Annotated in this window: 18 protein-coding genes and 1 riboswitch; of the genes, 3 read left to right on the top strand and 15 right to left on the bottom strand. The window is 40.8% G+C overall.

From position 1 onward, the window contains the following. Positions 1 to 157: 157 nt before the first annotated feature. Positions 158 to 1,231 (bottom strand): M14 family metallopeptidase, encoded by a 1,074-nt coding sequence (locus tag CDZ94_RS01800; protein ID WP_096434826.1) that lies wholly within the window; start codon positions 1,229 to 1,231, stop codon positions 158 to 160. Positions 1,232 to 1,397: 166 nt separating this feature from the next. On the opposite strand from CDZ94_RS01800, the gene serA reads away from it, so the two are divergent. Continuing rightward, entirely contained in the window at positions 1,398 to 3,002 is a 1,605-nt protein-coding gene (gene serA, locus CDZ94_RS01795) for a phosphoglycerate dehydrogenase (protein ID WP_096434825.1), read from the top strand. 56 nt (positions 3,003 to 3,058) lie between these two features. Here the strand turns inward: serA and CDZ94_RS01790 are convergent, their stop codons facing one another. Continuing rightward, positions 3,059 to 3,871, bottom strand: coding sequence for a histidinol-phosphatase (locus CDZ94_RS01790; RefSeq protein WP_096434824.1), 813 nt, complete (start codon positions 3,869 to 3,871; stop codon positions 3,059 to 3,061). A gap of 159 nt (positions 3,872 to 4,030) precedes the next feature. On the opposite strand from CDZ94_RS01790, the gene CDZ94_RS01785 reads away from it, so the two are divergent. After that, the gene (locus CDZ94_RS01785) at positions 4,031 to 4,744 is read left to right on the top strand and encodes a SurA N-terminal domain-containing protein (RefSeq protein WP_157811998.1); all 714 of its coding nucleotides are present in this window, start codon (positions 4,031 to 4,033) and stop codon (positions 4,742 to 4,744) included. 242 nt (positions 4,745 to 4,986) lie between these two features. On the opposite strand, the gene CDZ94_RS01780 is transcribed toward CDZ94_RS01785, so the two are convergent. Genes CDZ94_RS01780 through CDZ94_RS01765 form a run of 4 tightly spaced genes read right to left on the bottom strand, consistent with a single transcriptional unit; the run spans position 4,987 to position 8,851 of the window. Continuing rightward, entirely contained in the window at positions 4,987 to 5,544 is a 558-nt protein-coding gene (locus CDZ94_RS01780; protein WP_096434822.1) for a cob(I)yrinic acid a,c-diamide adenosyltransferase, read from the bottom strand. Then, positions 5,516 to 6,847 carry an ABC transporter ATP-binding protein gene (locus tag CDZ94_RS01775; RefSeq protein ID WP_157811999.1) on the bottom strand — a complete coding sequence of 444 codons (1,332 nt, stop codon included), beginning with the start codon at positions 6,845 to 6,847 and terminating at the stop codon, positions 5,516 to 5,518. The genes CDZ94_RS01780 and CDZ94_RS01775 overlap by 29 nt, the downstream gene beginning before the upstream one ends. A 17-nt stretch (positions 6,848 to 6,864) precedes the next feature. Beyond that, entirely contained in the window at positions 6,865 to 7,929 is a 1,065-nt protein-coding gene (locus CDZ94_RS01770) for a FecCD family ABC transporter permease (protein WP_232735766.1), read from the bottom strand. Further along, positions 7,898 to 8,851, bottom strand: a complete 954-nt coding sequence (locus CDZ94_RS01765) for an ABC transporter substrate-binding protein (RefSeq protein ID WP_096434820.1) — start codon at positions 8,849 to 8,851, stop codon at positions 7,898 to 7,900. Before CDZ94_RS01765 ends, CDZ94_RS01770 begins: the two co-directional genes overlap by 32 nt. 208 nt (positions 8,852 to 9,059) lie before the next feature. Further along, positions 9,060 to 9,272: riboswitch (cobalamin riboswitch) on the bottom strand. A 128-nt stretch (positions 9,273 to 9,400) separates the two neighbouring features. On the opposite strand from CDZ94_RS01765, the gene CDZ94_RS01760 reads away from it, so the two are divergent. Then, positions 9,401 to 9,913, top strand: a complete 513-nt coding sequence (locus tag CDZ94_RS01760; RefSeq protein ID WP_096434819.1) for a MogA/MoaB family molybdenum cofactor biosynthesis protein — start codon at positions 9,401 to 9,403, stop codon at positions 9,911 to 9,913. Positions 9,914 to 10,104: 191 nt separating this feature from the next. Here the strand turns inward: CDZ94_RS01760 and CDZ94_RS01755 are convergent, their stop codons facing one another. The 9 genes from CDZ94_RS01755 to CDZ94_RS01715 all read right to left on the bottom strand — a co-directional run bounded on the left by CDZ94_RS01755 (position 10,105) and on the right by CDZ94_RS01715 (position 19,758). Beyond that, the gene (locus CDZ94_RS01755; RefSeq protein WP_096434818.1) at positions 10,105 to 11,883 is read right to left on the bottom strand and encodes an ATP-binding protein; all 1,779 of its coding nucleotides are present in this window, start codon (positions 11,881 to 11,883) and stop codon (positions 10,105 to 10,107) included. Continuing rightward, positions 11,883 to 12,599, bottom strand: a complete 717-nt coding sequence (locus tag CDZ94_RS01750) for a response regulator transcription factor (protein ID WP_096434817.1) — start codon at positions 12,597 to 12,599, stop codon at positions 11,883 to 11,885. Before CDZ94_RS01750 ends, CDZ94_RS01755 begins: the two co-directional genes overlap by 1 nt. Before the next feature lie 362 nt (positions 12,600 to 12,961). Continuing rightward, positions 12,962 to 14,146: a c-type cytochrome biogenesis protein CcsB gene (gene ccsB, locus CDZ94_RS01745; protein ID WP_096434816.1), complete on the bottom strand. Its 1,185-nt coding sequence runs from the start codon at positions 14,144 to 14,146 to the stop codon at positions 12,962 to 12,964. Continuing rightward, on the bottom strand, positions 14,127 to 15,791 hold the full coding sequence (gene resB, locus CDZ94_RS01740; protein WP_096434815.1) for a cytochrome c biogenesis protein ResB: 1,665 nt from the start codon (positions 15,789 to 15,791) through the stop codon (positions 14,127 to 14,129). The genes ccsB and resB overlap by 20 nt, the downstream gene beginning before the upstream one ends. A gap of 9 nt (positions 15,792 to 15,800) precedes the next feature. Further along, on the bottom strand, positions 15,801 to 16,331 hold the full coding sequence (gene resA / locus CDZ94_RS01735; protein WP_096434814.1) for a thiol-disulfide oxidoreductase ResA: 531 nt from the start codon (positions 16,329 to 16,331) through the stop codon (positions 15,801 to 15,803). 129 nt (positions 16,332 to 16,460) lie between these two features. Next, positions 16,461 to 17,180: a pseudouridine synthase gene (locus tag CDZ94_RS01730; RefSeq protein ID WP_096434813.1), complete on the bottom strand. Its 720-nt coding sequence runs from the start codon at positions 17,178 to 17,180 to the stop codon at positions 16,461 to 16,463. A 291-nt stretch (positions 17,181 to 17,471) separates the two neighbouring features. Further along, positions 17,472 to 18,008, bottom strand: a complete 537-nt coding sequence (locus CDZ94_RS01725) for a spore maturation protein (RefSeq protein ID WP_096434812.1) — start codon at positions 18,006 to 18,008, stop codon at positions 17,472 to 17,474. Positions 18,009 to 18,014: 6 nt separating this feature from the next. Beyond that, positions 18,015 to 18,608: a nucleoside recognition domain-containing protein gene (locus CDZ94_RS01720; RefSeq protein ID WP_096434811.1), complete on the bottom strand. Its 594-nt coding sequence runs from the start codon at positions 18,606 to 18,608 to the stop codon at positions 18,015 to 18,017. Beyond that, positions 18,601 to 19,758 carry a D-alanyl-D-alanine carboxypeptidase family protein gene (locus CDZ94_RS01715; RefSeq protein ID WP_096434810.1) on the bottom strand — a complete coding sequence of 386 codons (1,158 nt, stop codon included), beginning with the start codon at positions 19,756 to 19,758 and terminating at the stop codon, positions 18,601 to 18,603. The genes CDZ94_RS01720 and CDZ94_RS01715 overlap by 8 nt, the downstream gene beginning before the upstream one ends. Between the last annotated feature and the right edge of the window lie 4 nt (positions 19,759 to 19,762).

The raw sequence follows: 19,762 nt of genomic DNA, 5'->3' as shown, positions 1-19,762 counted from the left end.
TTTTTTTATTATTATTTTTAAAATAAGGCTTTGATTCAAAAGGAGGACAACGAGATCTGCTAAAACCAATGATTACGTCCTGTGCGCCGGAATTAAGGATGATATCTTCAGCTACTTCTCCCCCCCACATTTGAACACGCACTAAAAAGCTTACTGTTTATTTTTTCATCAATTTTGTTAACGTTAATCCCTCCAAAGCGAGAAGTAGATTATTTGCCCATATTTCTGAATAAGCGCGCAACGGGAGCGGGTTAACCCCTACTCCTACTTCGATCGTAAAACCAGGACGACCCGTTTTCTGAATAAACCAGTCTTTATAACCAGCATCACTGTCAGCAGTGTGAATCGGTACATAAGAACTTTTAAGGGAAAGGCGATGTACCATGTCCTTACTTATTTCGGGCTCTAATCCGTTGTAACCCCAAAAGATCATTTGACCTTGGGAATGAAACGCAAGAACATATTCAAAATCGTGTTTAAGTGACCAGTCATAAATTGCAATAGCTTCAGGTTCAGTTAAAGGATTCCTTCCACTATAATGTCTCGGCCACGGCTCTTGCGGGCTTTCATCGGCTTCTTTTTGCCAGCCTGCTGGCCACTGGTGGTTTAGGTCAACGCCCCGGATATTCGCTGACCAATGATCAAACTGAAGTCCTCCACGGTTTATCGCCAGCACTTCTTTGTAATGAGGGTGCTTAGGGTAAATGCCTTGCTGCACAAGTTCAACACCGTCAGGATTCACCATAGGTACGATGTGGACAGTTACTTCTTTTAGGATATCACGAACAGGATAACCAAAAAGCCAGCCCCCTTTTTCTTTTGTTTCCATTAATTGTTCACACCAATCGCAAAGGAATTTGCTCGTTAACCACTCATTCCCATGCCAGGCTCCTGAGTAGAAAAGATGCTTCTTCCCCGTTCCAATTGATACGCTGTAAAGAGGCTTACCTAACACAGAGGACCCGATTATTTCAGTAGATACATCCGGCATATTTCCCAAACTTTCTACGCACTTTTTGACATCAAAATTGTTGAACTCCTCACAGCACGTCCCGATCGTTGCTTCTCTTGTTCCCACTACTTTTTCTGAAGGTGTATTTAACAACATACCGGGATATATATAAGCATACTCATCCAATTCCCGGTTCAATTCAAGAATATCGCTTACTCTTATATTGTGTTCTGCCGCTACTCTTCGGAGTGTATCCCCTTGTTTTACTTGGTAATACATCAACTCACCTCGCTTTTATTTACTCACACCTGTTCATAAATCAATATTACGAATATTCTTTCTTCATGTTATGATATTACGTATTACTACTTTCCTCTCTCCGTCTAATCCACGACAGAGGTACTTATTTTTGATATCCAATCTGAATTAATAGGAGGTTTCTTCGTTGTCAACGTTTTCTTCAAGAACAGACGATTTATTTACAGTATTAGTATCTGACCCAGTGAGTCCTGAAGGTCTCGCGCCACTACTCGAGGCTCCCCATGTTCATGTAATCGAAAAACCCTTATCGCAAATTTCTTCTCCGGATTCGACAATCGATGCGTTGATCGTTCGAAGTGGGACACGCGTAGACGATTCTGCATTTCGTCTACTTCCAAATGTAAAGATCATTGGTCGTGCAGGTGTCGGTGTCGATAATATCGACGTTGAATTGGCTACTGAGCACGGAACTATTGTTATTAACGCTCCTGATGGGAATACGATTTCAACTTCAGAACACACTTTTGCAATGATGATGTCTCTTTTACGGAACATTCCGCAAGCTACGCAGTCTGTAAAGAGGGGAGAATGGAACCGCAAGTCTTTTGAAGGCTTTGAATTATTCGGAAAAACCCTCGGGATCATCGGGTTTGGCCGTATTGGATCCGAGCTTGCTTCCCGTGCCAAAGCCTTTCAAATGAACGTTTTCGTATTCGATCCCTTTTTAACAAGTACTCGCGCCAAAAAACATGGTGTTCAGCTTGCAACTTTACATGACGTTCTCGGCTCCAGTGATATTCTTACCGTTCACACCCCTCTTACAAAGGACACAAAAGGAATGATCAGTCACGAAGAGCTTGCACTTACAAAACCTGGAGTATTTCTCTTAAATTGTGCGAGAGGTGGGATTATTGACGAAGAAGCTCTCCTTTCCTATTTAAATACCGGTCATGTTCGCGGTGCAGCATTAGATGTATTTGAAAATGAGCCCCTTGGTGAACACCCTTTCAGAAATTTGAATCAAGTGATCTTAACTCCTCATATAGCTGCTTCCACTCGAGAAGCACAACGGAGTGTAGCAGAACAGGTTGCTTCAGAAGTTTTAGCTTTTTCAACTGGCCACCCGATTGCTCACGGCTTAAATTTCCCGCGCATTTCGAGAGACCATTACGAAAAGCTGTACCCCTTCTATGAACTAACACACAAAATGGGTAAAATGGCATCTACATCCATGCCTGTACCGGTGAAGCATATTGAACTCACTTTTGCCGGACGCATTGCTGAAAATGAAACAACGATGTTCACTCGTAGTTTATTAGCTGGCTTCTTTAAAAACAGAGTAGACTCATACATTAACGACGTAAACGCTTCTTTTATTGCTAAACAAAGGGGTGTTAGCTTAAGTGAACGTGTAACTGATGATGATACAGGCTATCAAAGTTTGATTAAAGCTGTCATACAAGGTGAACATGATAAGTTTACGATTTGGGGCACTTATAACGAAGACTTCGGCTTACGATTTGTTAAAGTTGACGATTTCTCTATCGATTTTCAACCCTCTGAGCACCAACTGTTTATAAAACATCAAGATAAGCCTGGGGTCATCGGTAAAGTCGGCCGGATCCTTGGAGAACACGATGTGAATATTGCAACGATGCAAGTTGGACGAAAGCAAGAGGGCGGAGAAGCAATCATGATTTTATCGGTAGACAAAGAAGCGGAATTCCAAACACTTACGACTCTTGAGAAGGTAGATGACATTCAGCAAGTTATCGTTTTAGAGCTCTAAAAAAAGCAAATGAGGCATGCGTATTGCATGCCTCACTCTTTCCAAACTATATTGTCCTACTTTAGAGGTATTTCTTTTCTTTCCCCCTTCTCAAACGTCATCACGGTTGAATAACCTATTTCTTTTGCAAACGCCACCGCCTGGTCAAATTCATATCCGACTTGATACGGTTCGTGTGCATCAGAAGAAAGAACGATAGGAATCTTCTTGTCATGACATTTTTTTAATAATCGAGGATCCGGATAGATTTTACCAACGGGTTTACGTAATCCAGCTGTGCTAATCTCTACACATGTTTTTGACTGGGCTAATGCAGTTGTTATCCGTTCATATTCTACATCTAAAAACGCGTCATCATCAGGTACGTAGCCAAAAATTTTCACCAAATCTAAATGACCGACAATATCAAAAAGATTAGATTCGGCTAAAGTTACAATTTGATCGAAGTATGCCTTATAGACTTCTTTTACATCCCTTCTTTCCCACTCCTTTCGATACTCTGCTAAATCAATACCAAAATCTCCGATCCAATGCACACTCCCAATGACATAATCAAATTCATATTGTTTAATAAATTGGGACATTTCTTTATGCTTACCTGGCGTGTAATCCATCTCGATTGACATTTTCACATCCATACCGATCTCGCCGGCTTTTTCAAACAACCTTACATAGTCATCCATTCGATAACAGCGCCTAGCATTAACCCAAGGATTCGATAAAATGTCCTTCGTCTCTTCAAAGTGATAGGCGTGCTCGGATATCCCGAAATGACTAATATTTTCGTTTTTTGCTTTTTCCACAAATTGTTGTAAGTAGTCAATCGTTAATGTTCCCTTTTCTAAATGATTGTGGTAATCTGTCCTCACCAAACTCCCCCTTTTTCATTAATCTTAGCATACTCCAGACTATTGACCACAGTTTTTGACAATCTCTCAATTGAAACATGTCTGTTATATATGGTAAAGTGAGTACCAGTACACAGGATAAGATAAAAACTTTTTCCAACTAGAAAGGTGATGCAAAAAATGAAGCGAATAAAAAGGATGCTCGCCATCGGGCTTACGGTAACTACGATTTCAGTGTTAGCAGCTTGTGGAGAAGATGAAACACCTGAAACCCCAGATGGAGAGCCTGATGATGGGGAAGAGCAAGTTGAAACAGATGAAGATGAAACAGATTCCGAAGCAGCTGGTGACGCCGTCGCAAATGTAAACGGAGAAGAAATATCTCGTGAAGAGCTGGATCAAATGGTAGAGCAAATGTTTGCTCAACAAGGCATGGATCCAGAAGATGAAGAAAACGCTGAGTTTGTTCAGCAAATGGAACAGTATCTTGTTGATGAATTGGTAAATCAAGAAATACTCATTCAAGAAACCGCCAGACAAGAGATTGAGGTTTCCGAGGACGAGTTAGACGAGCAACTTGCTCAGTTTAAAGAGTCATTCGAAAGTGATGAACAGTTTGAGGAAGTCCTTGAGATGAACAACCTTTCTGAAGATGAGCTCAAAGAGGAACTTCGCAAAGAATTAGCTGTTGAAGAGCTAATGACACTTGATCATCTCGAAGACAGCGTAGAGGTCTCAGAAGAAGAGATGGAACAATACTATGAGCAAATGGAAATGCAATCCCCTGAAATTGGTGACTTCGAAGAGATGCAGCCTGAGATCGAAGAACAATTAAAACGAGAAAAATATTTAGAACAGCTTCGTGAAGATAGCGAAATTGAGATTCACGTTTAAATGTAGGAAAGCCTGTCCACACCGGACAGGCTTTTTTGCACTTCAAGAAAGTTTAATTGCAACTAGGGCTTCCTCGATTAAGGCTGGCGGCCAGCCAAGTTTCCTTAAAAGAGAGCGACAGCTACCTTCACGCCGCTCGTCTCAAGGGGAAAGCATCCTTGAGACTTTAAAACATGCGAGCTAACGCTGTTTTTAATAAAAGACCGCTATGCGGTTTTTCTTATTCATTTTCTTTTAAAAACCTACTTAAACACATCACTGTTGCTTCGATACAAAATATCTTTTTGTCCTTCTCGAAAGTTGACAACACGTGCTGCAGCAAACAAGTAATCAGACAATCGGTTCACATATTGCAATATGGCCGCTGGTACTTCTTCTTGTTGCATGACAGAAATGATTCTTCTCTCACTTCTTCGTGCAACAGTTCGAGCGACATGCAAATCTGCTGCAGGCTGGCTCCCCCCTGGAAGAACGAACGTTTTAATTTCTGGCGCTTCTTCCCAATAGTGATCAATCGCTGTCTCTAATGTTTTGGTGAAGGATTCTTTTGTTTTGTATGTCGGATTCTCAGTGACATTGGCCAAATCGGCTCCAAGGTCAAAAAGCTGATGCTGAATCTCAGTTAATTCCTCAATCACATCTTCACATGACGTACGTGGCATACTTGCAATCGCTTTTCCAATCAAACTATTTAATTCATCCACTGTGCCATAAGCTTCAACTCTTAAATGATCTTTCTCTACACGCTTTCCAATTAAATGGGTCTTACCTTTATCGCCTTTTTTCGTATAGATCTTCACTCTTTTCCTCTCCTTCCAAACTTCTAGTCAAACGTTCCTGCTCATTTGAGAAAATCCAATCGAGTAGCTCTTGATCCCCGTGCCACTCGGAAACGTTTGCTCTTACTGAAATGCTAATCTCTCTTGGAAGTTGCGAATTGACAGAAACTGACTCGAAAATAGTATGAACCTTCATCATTAAATCAAGCATTTCTCCATCATATAAATGCCCATCAATGAAGATTGCAGCAGCAATGCATTGTCTCTTCAATTTTTCTTCGAGAAGAACAACGCAAAAACCTGCCGTTTGTTTATCGATAATCTCATATTGATGTTCATCTGGACAAGAAAATGGATACCGGAGCTTCTCTGTTGAAAAAGAGTTTGTCGTTTTATGCTTTTCATTATAAAATATGAACTCACGTACCCACCTAAATGGACGTTCTTTATTACTCGTAGTAAGTGTTCGTAACGGATGTTTGCTTAAAATTAATAGAGCATCTTCTGTTTCTTTATATTCCAAAAAAGGGACTTCATCCACCGAATTCTCTATCGGTTCATAGGTTATCAGTGGTTTCGGGATCGTCGGATGAGCCGTTTCAATAAGAGGGGTTTGGTAAACGTTAGACAAACGAGCAGGGATCAGCACTTCTCCTGGAGCTCCCGTTTTCACCTCACGGCCATCATGGAGAAGCAGTACCCGATCACAAAATAAACTTGCTAAATTAATGTCATGGAGAATTGAAAGGACGGTTAACCCTTTTTCCTTTGACAAGTTTTTAATTCGATTCATCAATTCCATCTGATACGAGATATCAAGGTGGTTTGTAGGTTCATCCAAAAGTAACAATTTAGGCTGTTGGACTAATGCTCGAGCTAAAAACACCCTCTGTTGTTCTCCACCGCTCAAAGTGTTTAACGATTGATTCGCAAAGCCTTTCACGTCCATCAGCGTCATCATCTCATCTATAAGACTCTCATCTTCTTCATTATAAAAATGAAACAACCCTTTTTTATGTGGGTACCTTCCCATGGCAACCACTTCTTTTACAGTAAAGGAAAAAGAATGCTCCTGGTGCTGAGGCAATAAAGTGACAACCTTAGCAAGGTCCTTTACCTCAAAGTGACCTAGTTCTTTTCCTGCAATGTAAATTTGCCCTTCTTTCACATCAAGTGAACGGGTCAAGGCTTTAAGAAGAGTCGTTTTTCCGCTTCCGTTAGGTCCTAGTACACCAAACAACTCTCCTTCTGCTACATGAAAAGAAAGGTTGTTTATAATTCTTTTTTTATCGTACCCTGTTGATAGGTTTAAGGCTCGAATCACGTTCAACAGTCCTTTCTTTACATAGCGAGTTTACTTTTTAACTTCAACACAAGAATTAGTCCGAATATAGGTGCTCCTACTAGTGCTGTAATGACTCCGATCGGAAGTTCTTGGGGTGCTAGAAGGGTTCGTGCTAGAACATCGGCAAAGATGAGAAAAGCTCCTCCACCCAGAGCAGATAAAAATAGCAGATGTTTATGATCCGGCCCGATTAATAATCGAATAAAATGAGGAATAACCAGCCCTACAAAACCTATTGTCCCCGATACAGCCACAGCTGCTCCGGTTAATATCGCTGCAGCAAACAATATCCATTGCTTCTTTTTTTGGACATCAATTCCTAGGTGATGAGCTGATTGTTCTCCAAATCCAAAGGCATTCAGCTCACGCCAATGGACGAGCAACATTACCCAACCCGTTATAAAAAAGGGAAAGATCAAATATACGTAAGGCCAACCTCTCATTCCTACCGATCCCATAAGCCAGTTAATGATTTGCCTTAACTCATCCGTACTTAAAGCAATCATCAAAGAAATGATTGCCCCTAAAAAAGAACTGAGCACAATCCCGATTAGTATAATCGTTTCGACAGCCATCGACCGACTCACTAGCTTTGCAAGTGCTAATACAAGATAAAGGGATACAAATCCCCCTGCTATTGCCATCACAGGTATTGTAAAAGTACCTACGAGTGGAATGGTAAACCCAAAATAAAATACCATCACCGCTCCAACCGCTGCACCAGAGGATGCCCCTAGTGTATAAGGATCCGCTAGCGGATTTCGTAACAGCCCTTGAAAAGCTGCTCCCGCTACAGATAATGATGCCCCAACAAGTAAAGCCAATAGGACGCGGGGGAGGCGGATTTCAAGGACAATATGCTCAATCGTAGGATCAATTTCCCTCATTAGCGGAACACCAGGTAACTGCTGTAGTAAAATGAAAAGCACCTCGACAGGAGGAATCGCAACGCTCCCTACACCTACTCCTGTTAAAACAGCAGTGGTTAATAAAAGAAATGTTAGCAAATATTTAGGTGTAAGCAATCCCTTAGTAATATTCTGGGTAAATAAGTTCGGCAAGGGTTTCGACTCCTTCAATTAACCGAGGACCTTGTCTTGATACAGTATTTGCATCGTCTAATGAATACACTCTCTCATCCTCTACAGCAGGTACACTTTGCCAAGCTGCTCTATTTAGCACGTTTTCCTCAGAATTTTCTATATAAGCACCGTATGTAATGATAATCACATTCGGATTAAGACTGATCGCATCCTCTTCTGTATATTGGACCCAACCCACTTCCTCATGAGCTACATTGTTAGCACCAATCATCGTCAGCATTTCATCTACAAACGTTTCAGAACCGGTTGTGAAAAGGTCCGGATCAGCATCAACTTCCACCCAAACATCCAATTGGTCTTCATCAGGAATATTTTGAGCGACAGCTTCGATGCTTTCAATTCGCGCTTGCATATCGTTAATTAGTACTTCTGCCTCGTTTTGTTTCCCTAAAACAGTTCCTACAAATTCAATCGTATCGTAAAGGTCTTCAAAGCTGTTTGTATCTTCAATCACTACAACTGGAATGCCAGCTTCCTCGATTTGACCAATTGCATCCATGTCATTTATCTGACCAGCTAATACGACGTCAGGATTTTGAGAGATCGTCTCTTCAACATCGATCGTCATATCTCCAACAGTTGGTAGTTCATTAGCTTCTGGAGGATAATCATCATTTCCAGTAACTGCAATAAGCTGATCCCAAGCATCCAAACTATAAATCATTTCTGTATTACTTGGTAACAAGGAAATAATTTTTTCAGGCTGCTCTTCTAGTGTAAACTCTGTGCCACGCGCATCTTCAAGAGTGAGTGGGTATAAACTCCCTTCTTGCGTAGTTTCATTAGCCTCATCTGCTTCCGGCTCTTCGCTTCCATCTGAACATGCCGCAAGTATAATCATCATGCTACATGCAATAAGTAACATCACACTCTTATTCATCACTTATTCTCCCCTTATGTATATTTGCAAACTGTTTCTATCGCCTCTATCATCGAAAAGTAAAGAAAATCAAAAAAACGTCCTTGAAAGACAACCCTTCAAAGACGGTGATCACAACATATGAACGAAAGTTTTATTCATCTTGAATAAAAGCGCCTCGCTCATTCAAGAATGAACACCTCTCGTCACTGCTTCACCTTTTGCCCGAAGGTAAGAAAACTTTAAGGCAGGTCTCCTGACTTACGTTATTTGACCCATTCTTCCTTCCCGTCAATAGTACCAGTGGAGTGAAAAAACATCCCAAGCCCATAGTGGCTATGAAAAAGTCAATACGTTTACAGTGGCGGGACCGTGTCGGATTTACACCGATTTCCCTTTTCACATGTTGAAACACAACACGACCTTAAAGTAGCAGACGTATAGAATGCATTTACAAATTTCATTATACATCAAGATGATTCGATTCGTCACACCAAAATTCTACATTGTTGTTCTTCAAGGCTGACATCCTATACAATATTAATAGCCATTAAAGAGGAGGAGAAAATATTGAGCACAGAACAACACCGAAAGGAATCGCCCAAGTACGTAAATTGTATGGTTTTAACTGTCTCTGACACACGAACTGAAGACACAGACAAAAGTGGAAAACTGATGAAAAAAAAACTATCAGATGCCGGGCACAGCGTTGTGCGATATCAAATCGTTAAGGATGAATTTACGACTATTCAACAAGTAATCCGAGAAGCGGAACAAGACAAAGACATTTCTGTCTTATTGATAACCGGGGGCACAGGCATTGCATTAAGAGACACAACTTTTGAAGCGGTGGAAAGTATGTTAGACAAAACGCTCCCTGGATTTGGTGAACTCTTCCGATACTTAAGCTACGAAAAGGATATCGGTCCCGCGGCTATGTTAAGCCGAGCCACTGCCGGAATACGTGGAAATACAACGATTTTTTCAACACCTGGCTCATCCGGGGCCGTAAAGCTCGCTATGGACGAACTCATAATTCCAGAGGTTACCCATGTGGTCAAGGAAGTACAGAAAGACTTATAGATCACGAGCGGCATGAAGGTAGCTGTCTTCTTTATAAAGAAAGCTTTCGTTGTGCTTATACTTTATCCCTTTAGAGAAGTTAACCTTTCTTATAGTAGTACAAAAAAGCTGAAGGTTCGTTTCCCTTCAGCTTTTTATACAGTGATTGTCCATGTTTCGTGTGGAACTAGATTTTTCGGAACAATACGTCACTAATTTGTTTTATCATAAGGTAAAAGAACTGTAAATGTCGTTCCTTCGTTCAATTTACTATGAACCGACACTTTTCCATTATGAGCATCTACAATATTTTTAGCTATGGATAATCCTAATCCTGTTCCAGAATGTCCTCTCGTCCTAGCTTTGTCTGCTTTATAAAACCGTTCAAAGACAAAGGGCAAATCTTCTTCCGGGATTCCGCTTCCCGTATCTTCAACGTCCATTTTAATCCCTTGTTCAACGCTATTTACTTTTAATGTTACACTGCCTTTTTCAGAAGTATGCCTTATCGCATTATCAATCAGGTTGGTGAGGACTTGCTCAATACGATCCGGATCAATCTCTAGTATGGTGTCCAGTTGTTCGATGCTTTCCTGAAGTTTTACATCATGCTCTTTAGCAAGACCGGAAAACTTCCGGACCACCCGATGAGAAAACTCCGATATATTTACTTTATCCAAGTTCAATTGAATATGGCCCGCTTCCATTCTGGCTAGGTCGAGTAGCTCATTTACAAGACGCCCAATACGTAAAGATTCATCATAAATAACCTGGGCTAACTCTTTCTTTTCTTCTTCTGAGCCTGCAATGTCATCAATAATCGCCTCACTATACCCTTGAAGCATGGATATCGGGGTTCTTAGCTCATGAGACACATTTGCGATAAAGTCTTTTCTAAGCTTATCATGAAGACGTTCATCAGTCATATCTCTTAAAACAGCAACAGCTCCACGAATGTCATTTTTATCATAAAGAGGCGTCATTAAAATCCCCCAGCTCCTGCCTTGCACATCTACCTCTGCAATTTGCTCAGTTTCTGTTGCAACCACTTGTTTAAAAAGATAACCAATTTCTTCAGGAAGCTGATTGCCATTTTTCTCATTTTTATCATTTTCATAGCGCCATGCTTGGACAAAGGCTTCCGCGGGAGGATTCGTTACCCTCATCTCACCCCGGCGATCAAGAGTCACTACCCCATCCGCCATAGAACTTAAAATCCGCGACAGCTGTTCTTTTTCCCGGTTTAATGCAGCCAAGTTCGTATTCAACGCCCGAGCCATTCGGTTAAACGCCATTCCTAGGTGGCCGATCTCATCTCTAGTTCGAACGGGGATTTTTGTATCGAAATTTCCCTTTGCTAATTCTAATGAAGCTGTTCTCATCCTTCTTAGTGGCGCTGTAATCCGTGTCGTTAAAAAGAAAGCAAAGATCGTTGTAAGAATGATAGCAATACCAGCACTTAAAAAAATAATATGCTTCGTTTGAACGGAAGCTTCATTTACCATCTCAAGTGGCTGATATAAAAATACTGCTCCAATTTCACTTTCCGACTGAAAAGGGATGCCCACAATGAGCAACTCCTGATGACTCTCATTTGCACCATTCAGTTCATAATCGCCTCTTTGAACGACCGGTTGCCCTTCGTTTAGAACACTTGACAGTTGAGGATCCTCATAAAGTACGCTTAGAGGAAGTTCTTTCATTGAATTACCGGACGAATACCAATAATCTTCTTCACCGCTTAGAATAACAGCTTTAGTTGAGTAAGTATCAGCTATTTTCCAACTCATTTCAATTGCTGATTCACTTGTTTCCTCATCTTCTAACACATCGACAATCAACGAAGCGTGATTAATCATTTGCTCTTCTGCATGCTCTGAATGAAAGTGCTCAAAGTATTGCAAGAGAAGAACAGTGAGAATAAGGAGTACAACACTAACGAGAAGTAAGATTGTCGCCCATAATTTTCCGACGACACTCCTCCAAAACATTATGACTTCCCAGCCTCAAACTTATAGCCAATACCCCAGACTGTAGAAATCATATTCGCTGCTTCTGGAGAAACTTTTGTTAGCTTTTCCCTCAATCGCTTAATATGAGTATCCACAGTTCGCAGATCACCGAAAAACTCATAATTCCAAACATCTTTAAGCAGATCCTCTCTAGCAAACACTTTATCCGGAGATTGCGCTAAATAATGAAGAAGCTCGTATTCTTTTGGTGTAAGACTGATTTCTTCACCGTCAGCTAAAACACGGTGAGCATCATGGTCGATCGTCAGATGTGAAAAAACGAGCACATCCTTCGTTGATGTTTCCGTTTGTAAAAACTTTGTAGATGATGACCGACGCAACAGCGCTTTTACTCTTAACACGACTTCTCTCGGGCTAAATGGCTTGACGATATAATCATCTGTTCCCGCCTCAAACCCTTGCACGCGGTTCGCTTCTTCTCCTTTAGCTGTGAGCATAATGACAGGCGTTGCTTTATGCTTTCGTAATTCCTCACAAACTTCTATGCCATCAATTCCTGGCATCATTAAGTCGAGAATAATTAAATCAAAGTCCTCTTCCAAACCCATCTTTAACGCTTTTTCTCCATTTTCAGCGTCTTTAACCTGATAGCCTTCTCGCTCTAAATACATTTTTAGAAGGCGGCGTATTCTTTCCTCGTCATCCACGACTAATAATTTTGCTTCATTATTCATTGTGAACCTCCCTAAACACGAATCGTTCAAGAAAATCTTTTTTTATATTCTCCTTAATAGTATCATTTCTACATTCCATTCGTCATATCGTACACGAGAAACCTGTGTCTAAATCGTGAATTAAGTAAGAAAAGCGCAAGGCGCCCGCTAATCGGCGACATGCAAATGTTCTGTCCGATAAAAAGTGCTTTTTACTTTTAATCGGGCAGGTTATTTGACACGAGCCGATGGCGCCTGGAGTTAGACACCGAAGCGTAGATTTTTATACTTTCTTAACTCTCAGGAAAGCGGATATAGCTGTCCGCTTAAAGGAATACAAAACCGTCCTGCCAACAAAAGCAAGACGGTTCTCATTTTAATATTTAAGCATATGAGTGAAGACCTGCAATGACGAGATTAACGAAAATCAAGTTGAACATAATAATTGCAAATCCAACAACACATAGCCACGCGCTCTTTTCTCCTTGCCAGCCTCGTGACAAGCGAAGATGAAGGTAGGCAGCATAGAATAAAAAGGTAATTAGTGCCCACACTTCTTTCGGGTCCCAGCCCCAGAAGCGCGTCCAGGCAATTTGTGCCCAAATCATTGCGAAAATAAGTCCGCCAAGTGTAAAGACTGGGAATCCGATCGCTATTGCCCGATAGCTTAGTTCATCTGCACTCTGTGGATTTACACCCTTTACAACCTTTTGCAGTGCTCCGCCAATAGGCTTTCTGATGATGAGACGAATGAGCCAATAAAGAACAAGACCAGCGAAAAACGCCCAAATGACAGCATTCAAATCATCCGCAACAATGATTGCAGGTGCAGAAACTAGCGGTGAGAATCGGTCTTCAGTGAGAAGCGTACCCTCATTAGGACCAATAAGTGCCGGTAATTGATAAGTCATCGTAGCTTCCTGCTCATTTTCATTCATATATTGGAACTCTGCTTCATAACCAGCAACACCAAAGCCCATATTTAAGATTACATGACCGACAAAACAGAGTAAGCCGTAAAAAATGATTTCAAGAGTTCTAACTTTTTTTGAGCTTTTCGTAAAGTCAATCACACGCACAAGGTAAATGAGTCCCGCCGCAAAACTGACGGCAAGAATTCCTTGACCAAGGGCTGTTGTAATGACATGTATTTTCAGCCAGCTCGATTGAAGCGCTGGAATAAGCGGTTGAATTTCTGTTGGAAATACAGACGCGTATGCAATAATGAGCATCACGACAGGCATCGTAAATAATCCGAGTACATTACTTCTATAAATCGGATAGATGATCACAAACCCTAAGCTCATCATAATACCAAGGAACGCCGTATATTCGAACATGTTACTAACTGGCGCATGTCCACCAGCAATCCACCTCGTGATAAAATAACCAATGGCTAATACTAAAGCCAAAACGGCTGCGGTGTAGCCAAAAAGACCGAGTCGGTTTTTTTCATTTCCTTCTTTGTCCTTAAACCGTCTCCCTGTAATGGAGACGGCGAACAGAATCGTAGATAACAAATATAGAAAAAACGCAATCAGTAACAAATTACTGCTTAGTTGAGCCATTATTGTCTTTCACTCCTTTATCGCTACCTGGACCTTCTACATCTTGGTCAGTTTGATCATCTGGTACCGGAATACTAGTATGCTCCGACAAAAACTCGAAGTCTTTTTTAAGAGCATTCCAATTTTTATTCGCATGACCAGCTATCAAAATGTCACCCTCACGCTGTTGTATCCACATTCGTCGGTGGTGCCAGTAGGATCCTTGAATTAGACCAATCATGAAAATCACACCGCCTACTATTAAAATTGGAATCGTCCGGTCTCTTCGCACAGCTAACGCACTGACGTGATTAGAGTCAAAATCAACCATTCGCAAACGGTATTCATTGTCTTCCTCTAACGCTTCATTTAATTGAATACCAACAAAGCTTAATTCACTATCATCACTGTCAGGAGGAAATACCTCAAAGATGAAGCGTGGATTATCAGGTACTTTGTTTAAAGAAGCCGGTTCGTCTTGCTCATTGAATATAAAGTTAGGAAAATATTCATAAATTTCTACTTTGTATCCATTTTCAAATTCATAGACAGGTTCTGGATCATATAAATCGACCTCAAATTGAATATCGTCTACACGTTCTCCATCATGCTCAAGAGCGAAAGTGAATCCCGACAGTTCATCCAACTTATAATCGACTTGATAAAGGGAATAGCCTTCGAATGACATCGGATCATTAACACGAATCTGGTGGCTCTTAACTTCTTCACGCGTAGTTCCCGCACCAATTGTTTCAGATGACTGTTTCAAAAGAGTCGCCGTTGTTTGGTACGTTTTAACAACAGGATCACCAGTTTGTTCCAATCCTTCACGGAAGCGTTCGTCTTCTTCGTCATAAAATTCAACGAGAAACCCTTCGTTCCGGAGTGCGTACTCGCCATTCGTCCCTTTTACTTCTACTTCTTGACCTTCTCGAACCCAAATATGGTCGTCTAAGTACATCTCGGGAAACAGACGTAACATTGCGCCGATTAGGAAGATAATTAATCCAATATGATTTACATAAGGTCCCCATCTTGAAAAACGCCCTTTTTCCGCTAACAAATTTCCGTTTTCTTCACGAATGTTATATTTTTTCTTTTTCAAGGCCTCAAAAGCTTTTTTGATTTCATCTTCTGGATTCTCAACTTGCTCAGTGGCTTTATATAACCGCTGCTTTTTTAAAAATCCAGGATGCTTTGTTACTCTTTGGGTTTTGAGAGACCGGTAAAGTGGAAAAAACCGATCAATACTGGCAATGATAAGCGACACACCTAAACTTGCAACTAGCAGCATGTACCACCAGGAGCTATATAGGTTATGAAAGCCTAGCTGGTAATAAAGCTGGCCAAGAGTGCCATATTCTTGAAAATAATAATTAGATGCTACTTCACCGGGCGGAATAAACATTTCTTGAGGGAAAATGGTCCCGACAGAAGAAGCGATAAGCGTCAGAACAATAATCCAAACGCCAACTTTCACAGATGAAAAAAAGTTCCAAATTTTATCTACTATTGATTTTTTATAGGTTTGTGAACGTCGTGCTACACCTTCATAACGCATATCGGCAAGCCCTTTGGCCTCATCCTTTAGCGGTTTACCGCAGGATTCGCATAAATAGGTGCCATAATTGTTTAAGTGACCACAATCACACGTGATTTTTTTCATGGTGACCCCCTACTCACTATCAGGTACAAGTTTATCCAGTGCTGTGAGGACTTGTTCTTCGGTTTTACCGCCTATTTGTCTTTCTAAAACCGAACCGTTTTCATCAATTATAAGGACAGCGGGCAAGTTACTGATCCCGTAAGCATTACTCACAAGCATTCCTCGGTCAATCACATTCGGGTAAGGTACATCATGACGGTCAATATAACGCTCAACTTGAAGCGAAGACTCGTCCACGTTTACCGCAATAATTTCAACGCCTTTATCCTTGTATTCATCATAGTGATCTTTTAAGTACTCCATTTTTTGCCGGCAATACGTGCAATAGGTAGCCCAAAATGTTAAGTAAACGCCTTGTCCTTTAAGCTCTTCTAAATGCACAAGATCTCCATTCATATCCTCTAATGCAAAGTCAGGAGCATGATCCCCTGCATCTACGAGACCTCTTTCTTCAGAAAAATGTGTAATGAACGTATACCCTATTGCTACCGTCATTACAATTAAAATTGCCGATCGTATGAGCAATCTTCTTTTCTTCATTTTTTTCCCCCATTTATCGAATGGATAATTATAGCTAAGACAGAATGTCGTTGGAAAAACAACGCCTACTGACATATTAGCATTACAACTAGATTGTTTACAGTGAATCCCCGTCGAAAAGAATGAACATTATGTGACGGCGAGTTCACGAAGTTTTTTCACTTCATGAGGCTTTAGTTCCCGATACTCGCCTGCGTTTAATCCTTTTAACGTTAAAAAACCATATTGCTCGCGCTTCAACTTGTCTACAGGGTGCCCGATTGCTTCAAGCATTCTTCGTACTTGACGATTTTTTCCTTCGTGAATCGTCAATTCCACGATCGCTGTGCCTTTTTGGTTATTACCTTTAATAAATTTCGTTCGTGCTGGTGCAGTTTTTCCGTCTTCTAAATGAATACCTTTTTCAAGCTGTTTCAATTTCTGACGAGAAGGTATGCCTTGAACTTTTGCAATATACGTTTTATGAATACGATATTTTGGGTGCATTAACAGGTTAGCAAACTCACCATCATTTGTTAGCAAAAGTAACCCGGATGTATCTGAATCGAGCCTTCCGATCGGAAAAATTCGACTCTCTGTCTCAATTAAATCTGTTACTACTTTTCGACCAAGGTGATCTTCTACACTTGAAATAATACCTTGTGGTTTATAAAGAAGGTAATAAACAGGCTCTTCTTTGCTGATCGGGACGCCATCCACTTCAACATCATCTGTATGTACATCTACTTTTGTACCTAATTCAGTCACCGTTTTTCCATTAACACGCACACGACCTTCTTCGATTAGCGTTTCCGCTTTCCTTCTTGAAGTAATTCCTGCCTGCGCTATTACCTTTTGTAGTCTTTCCACGACTTCCACCTCTTCTATAACATACTTTTCGCACACTTTTCTATTATTAGTCTCGACGTAACCCTTTCTATTTCAAACCTTAATTTTAGCTTTTTTTATCAAATGTCTCAACGTTAAAATACTATTTTAACGGACTTTTATTATAAAGCCACAAAAATAGCCAAATAAAGAAAGGTGCAAGGAGCTAGATGTCGCTACAACCTTAAATAGTTACCCACAACCTTACACAAAATATAATTTCCTAACAGTAAAAAAACCAACTCGTATCACCGAATTGGTAAATGTAAAAAATTAGAGTGATCCAAAAACCATTGTGACAATCACAATAGATGCTATGACTCCAATCATGTCTGCAGCAAGCCCTACTTTTAATGCATCTCCCATTTTTCGAATTCCCACGGCCCCAAAGTATACAGTCAAGACATAAAACGTTGTGTCCGTACTTCCTTGCATAGTCGATGCTAGTCTTCCGATAAATGAATCAGGACCATGAGTTGCTATTAAGTCCGAGGTCATCCCCAGAGCTCCTGTACCTGACAAAGGGCGGATCATTGCTAATGGTACAATATCAGCTGGTATACCTATAGCATGTAACAACGGCTTCATCATGTCAATAAAAAACTCCATCGCACCGGACTCCCTAAATACACTAATGGCAACGAGCATACCAACCAAATAGGGAATTATCGAAAAGGCCATGTTCACCCCTTCTTTCGCTCCATCAACAAACGTTTCATAGGTTGGTACTTTTTTTATCGTAGCAACGATTAAAATAAAGCCGATTAAACACGGAATCAGCCATAAAGATAAATACGTTATCCAATTCATCGGATGTCACACCCTTTTCCTTCTCATCCGCCGATAATAAAAGAATCGGTCAATCAAAATGGCTCCTGTAGTTGAAAAAGCTGTAGCAAGGATCGTTGTCCCGACAATTTCTGTTGGTGAACCTGATCCGTAATTCAGCCTTATAGAAATAACAGTCGTCGGAATCAACGTAATGCTGGCAGTATTAATTGCCAACAGTGTAATCATTGAACGACTCGCTTCATCTTTACCACCGTTAAGTTGTTTTAACTGTTCCATTGCCTTAATTCCCATTGGCGTAGCTGCATTTCCTAATCCAAACATATTAGCACTCATATTAGAGAGTATATACCCCATAGCAGGATGATCTTTCGGCACATCGGGAAAGAGCCGTTTAACAAAAGGACCCATAAGCCTGCTCAGCCCACGTAAAATCCCTCCTCTTTCAGCCACCTTCATTAACCCTAACCAAAACGTTAGCACACTGATTAAGCCAATACAGATCGTGACAGCCTCTTTTGCTCCATCAAATATCGCTTTATTCACTTCTTCCATCGTTCCATTTACAGCGGCGAACGCGATTCCAATGACAAATAATATTACCCAAATGAGGTTAACCACTGGTTTTCACTCCATGAATTATGAAAAAAATGTCCCATACCTTTTGTAAAAACGAACGTTTTTGTTCTACTTCTGTTTCAAAGGTTAACGGTACGACACCGATTTTCTCATCGTTTAAATGTAAGTGAATCGCTCCAACAGAATCAGGGTGGCCTTTTTCTAACCATCGATCATCTCCAGGGGGAGTTAATAAAAGAAGTTTTTGCTCGACTTGTCCTACTTCTTCCTCACTTAACGGGTACACAAAGTTATGAGATGCATAAAGTTTGTCTTCATAATAGGGATCATTTACCTCTTGTATTTTCCCTTCAGTCACCAGTTGAACTTTATTAAAGTGGGCAAAAGCCCAGTTGAATAAATTCATATGATCGTGCCAATCACTCCCCGCATTTAGCGTAACAGCAATTAATTCAACGTCATCTTTGGCAGCAGTAGATACAAGCGTTCGTTTTGCCCTTTTTGTATAACCGGTTTTCCCACCAGTAGAATATTTATATAGCTGGGTAAGAAGGCGGTTCTTATTATTGAACACACGGTACCCATTCTCCCTCTCGCTCGCACGATATGTTTTCGTGGAGGATATTTCTCTGAACGTCTCATTTTCCATTGCATAGCGCATAAGCAAAGCCATATCATACGCCGAGGAATAATGATCTTCGTGGTCATCCAACCCATGAGGATTATTAAAAATTGTATTGTTCATTCCAATTTCCCGGGCTTTTTCATTCATTAAATAAATAAACCCTTCCAAACTTCCACCTACTTGTTCAGCAATGGCCACGGCTGCGTCATTTCCAGAACGGAGCATGAGACCATAAACTAAATCCTTTAACGGTAACTTTTCTCCTGCCTTTAAGTAAAGAGAGGACCCCTCTGTTCCCTCTGCTCGTGAAGACACCGTAACTTTTTCTTCGAGACTTCCCGCTTCAATTGCTAATATCGCTGTCATGATTTTTGTAATGCTCGCAATACGCATCGGTGTATGAGCTTCCTTTTCGTATAAAACCCGACCACTTTCCTGCTCGATTAATACGGCGCCTTTTGCAGAGGTGCCCTGTGTGAAGTCGACCGCTTTAACTCTATATCCTTCACCTTGTAAAGTTAGTAATAGGAAAATAATTATAAGTGAAATCACTGCTTGCTTTTTCATGGTA

The organism is Alteribacter populi, assembly GCF_002352765.1.
GTDB classification, from domain to species: domain Bacteria; phylum Bacillota; class Bacilli; order Bacillales; family Salisediminibacteriaceae; genus Alteribacter; species Alteribacter populi.
This window is presented reverse-complemented; position numbering and strand designations above follow the sequence as displayed.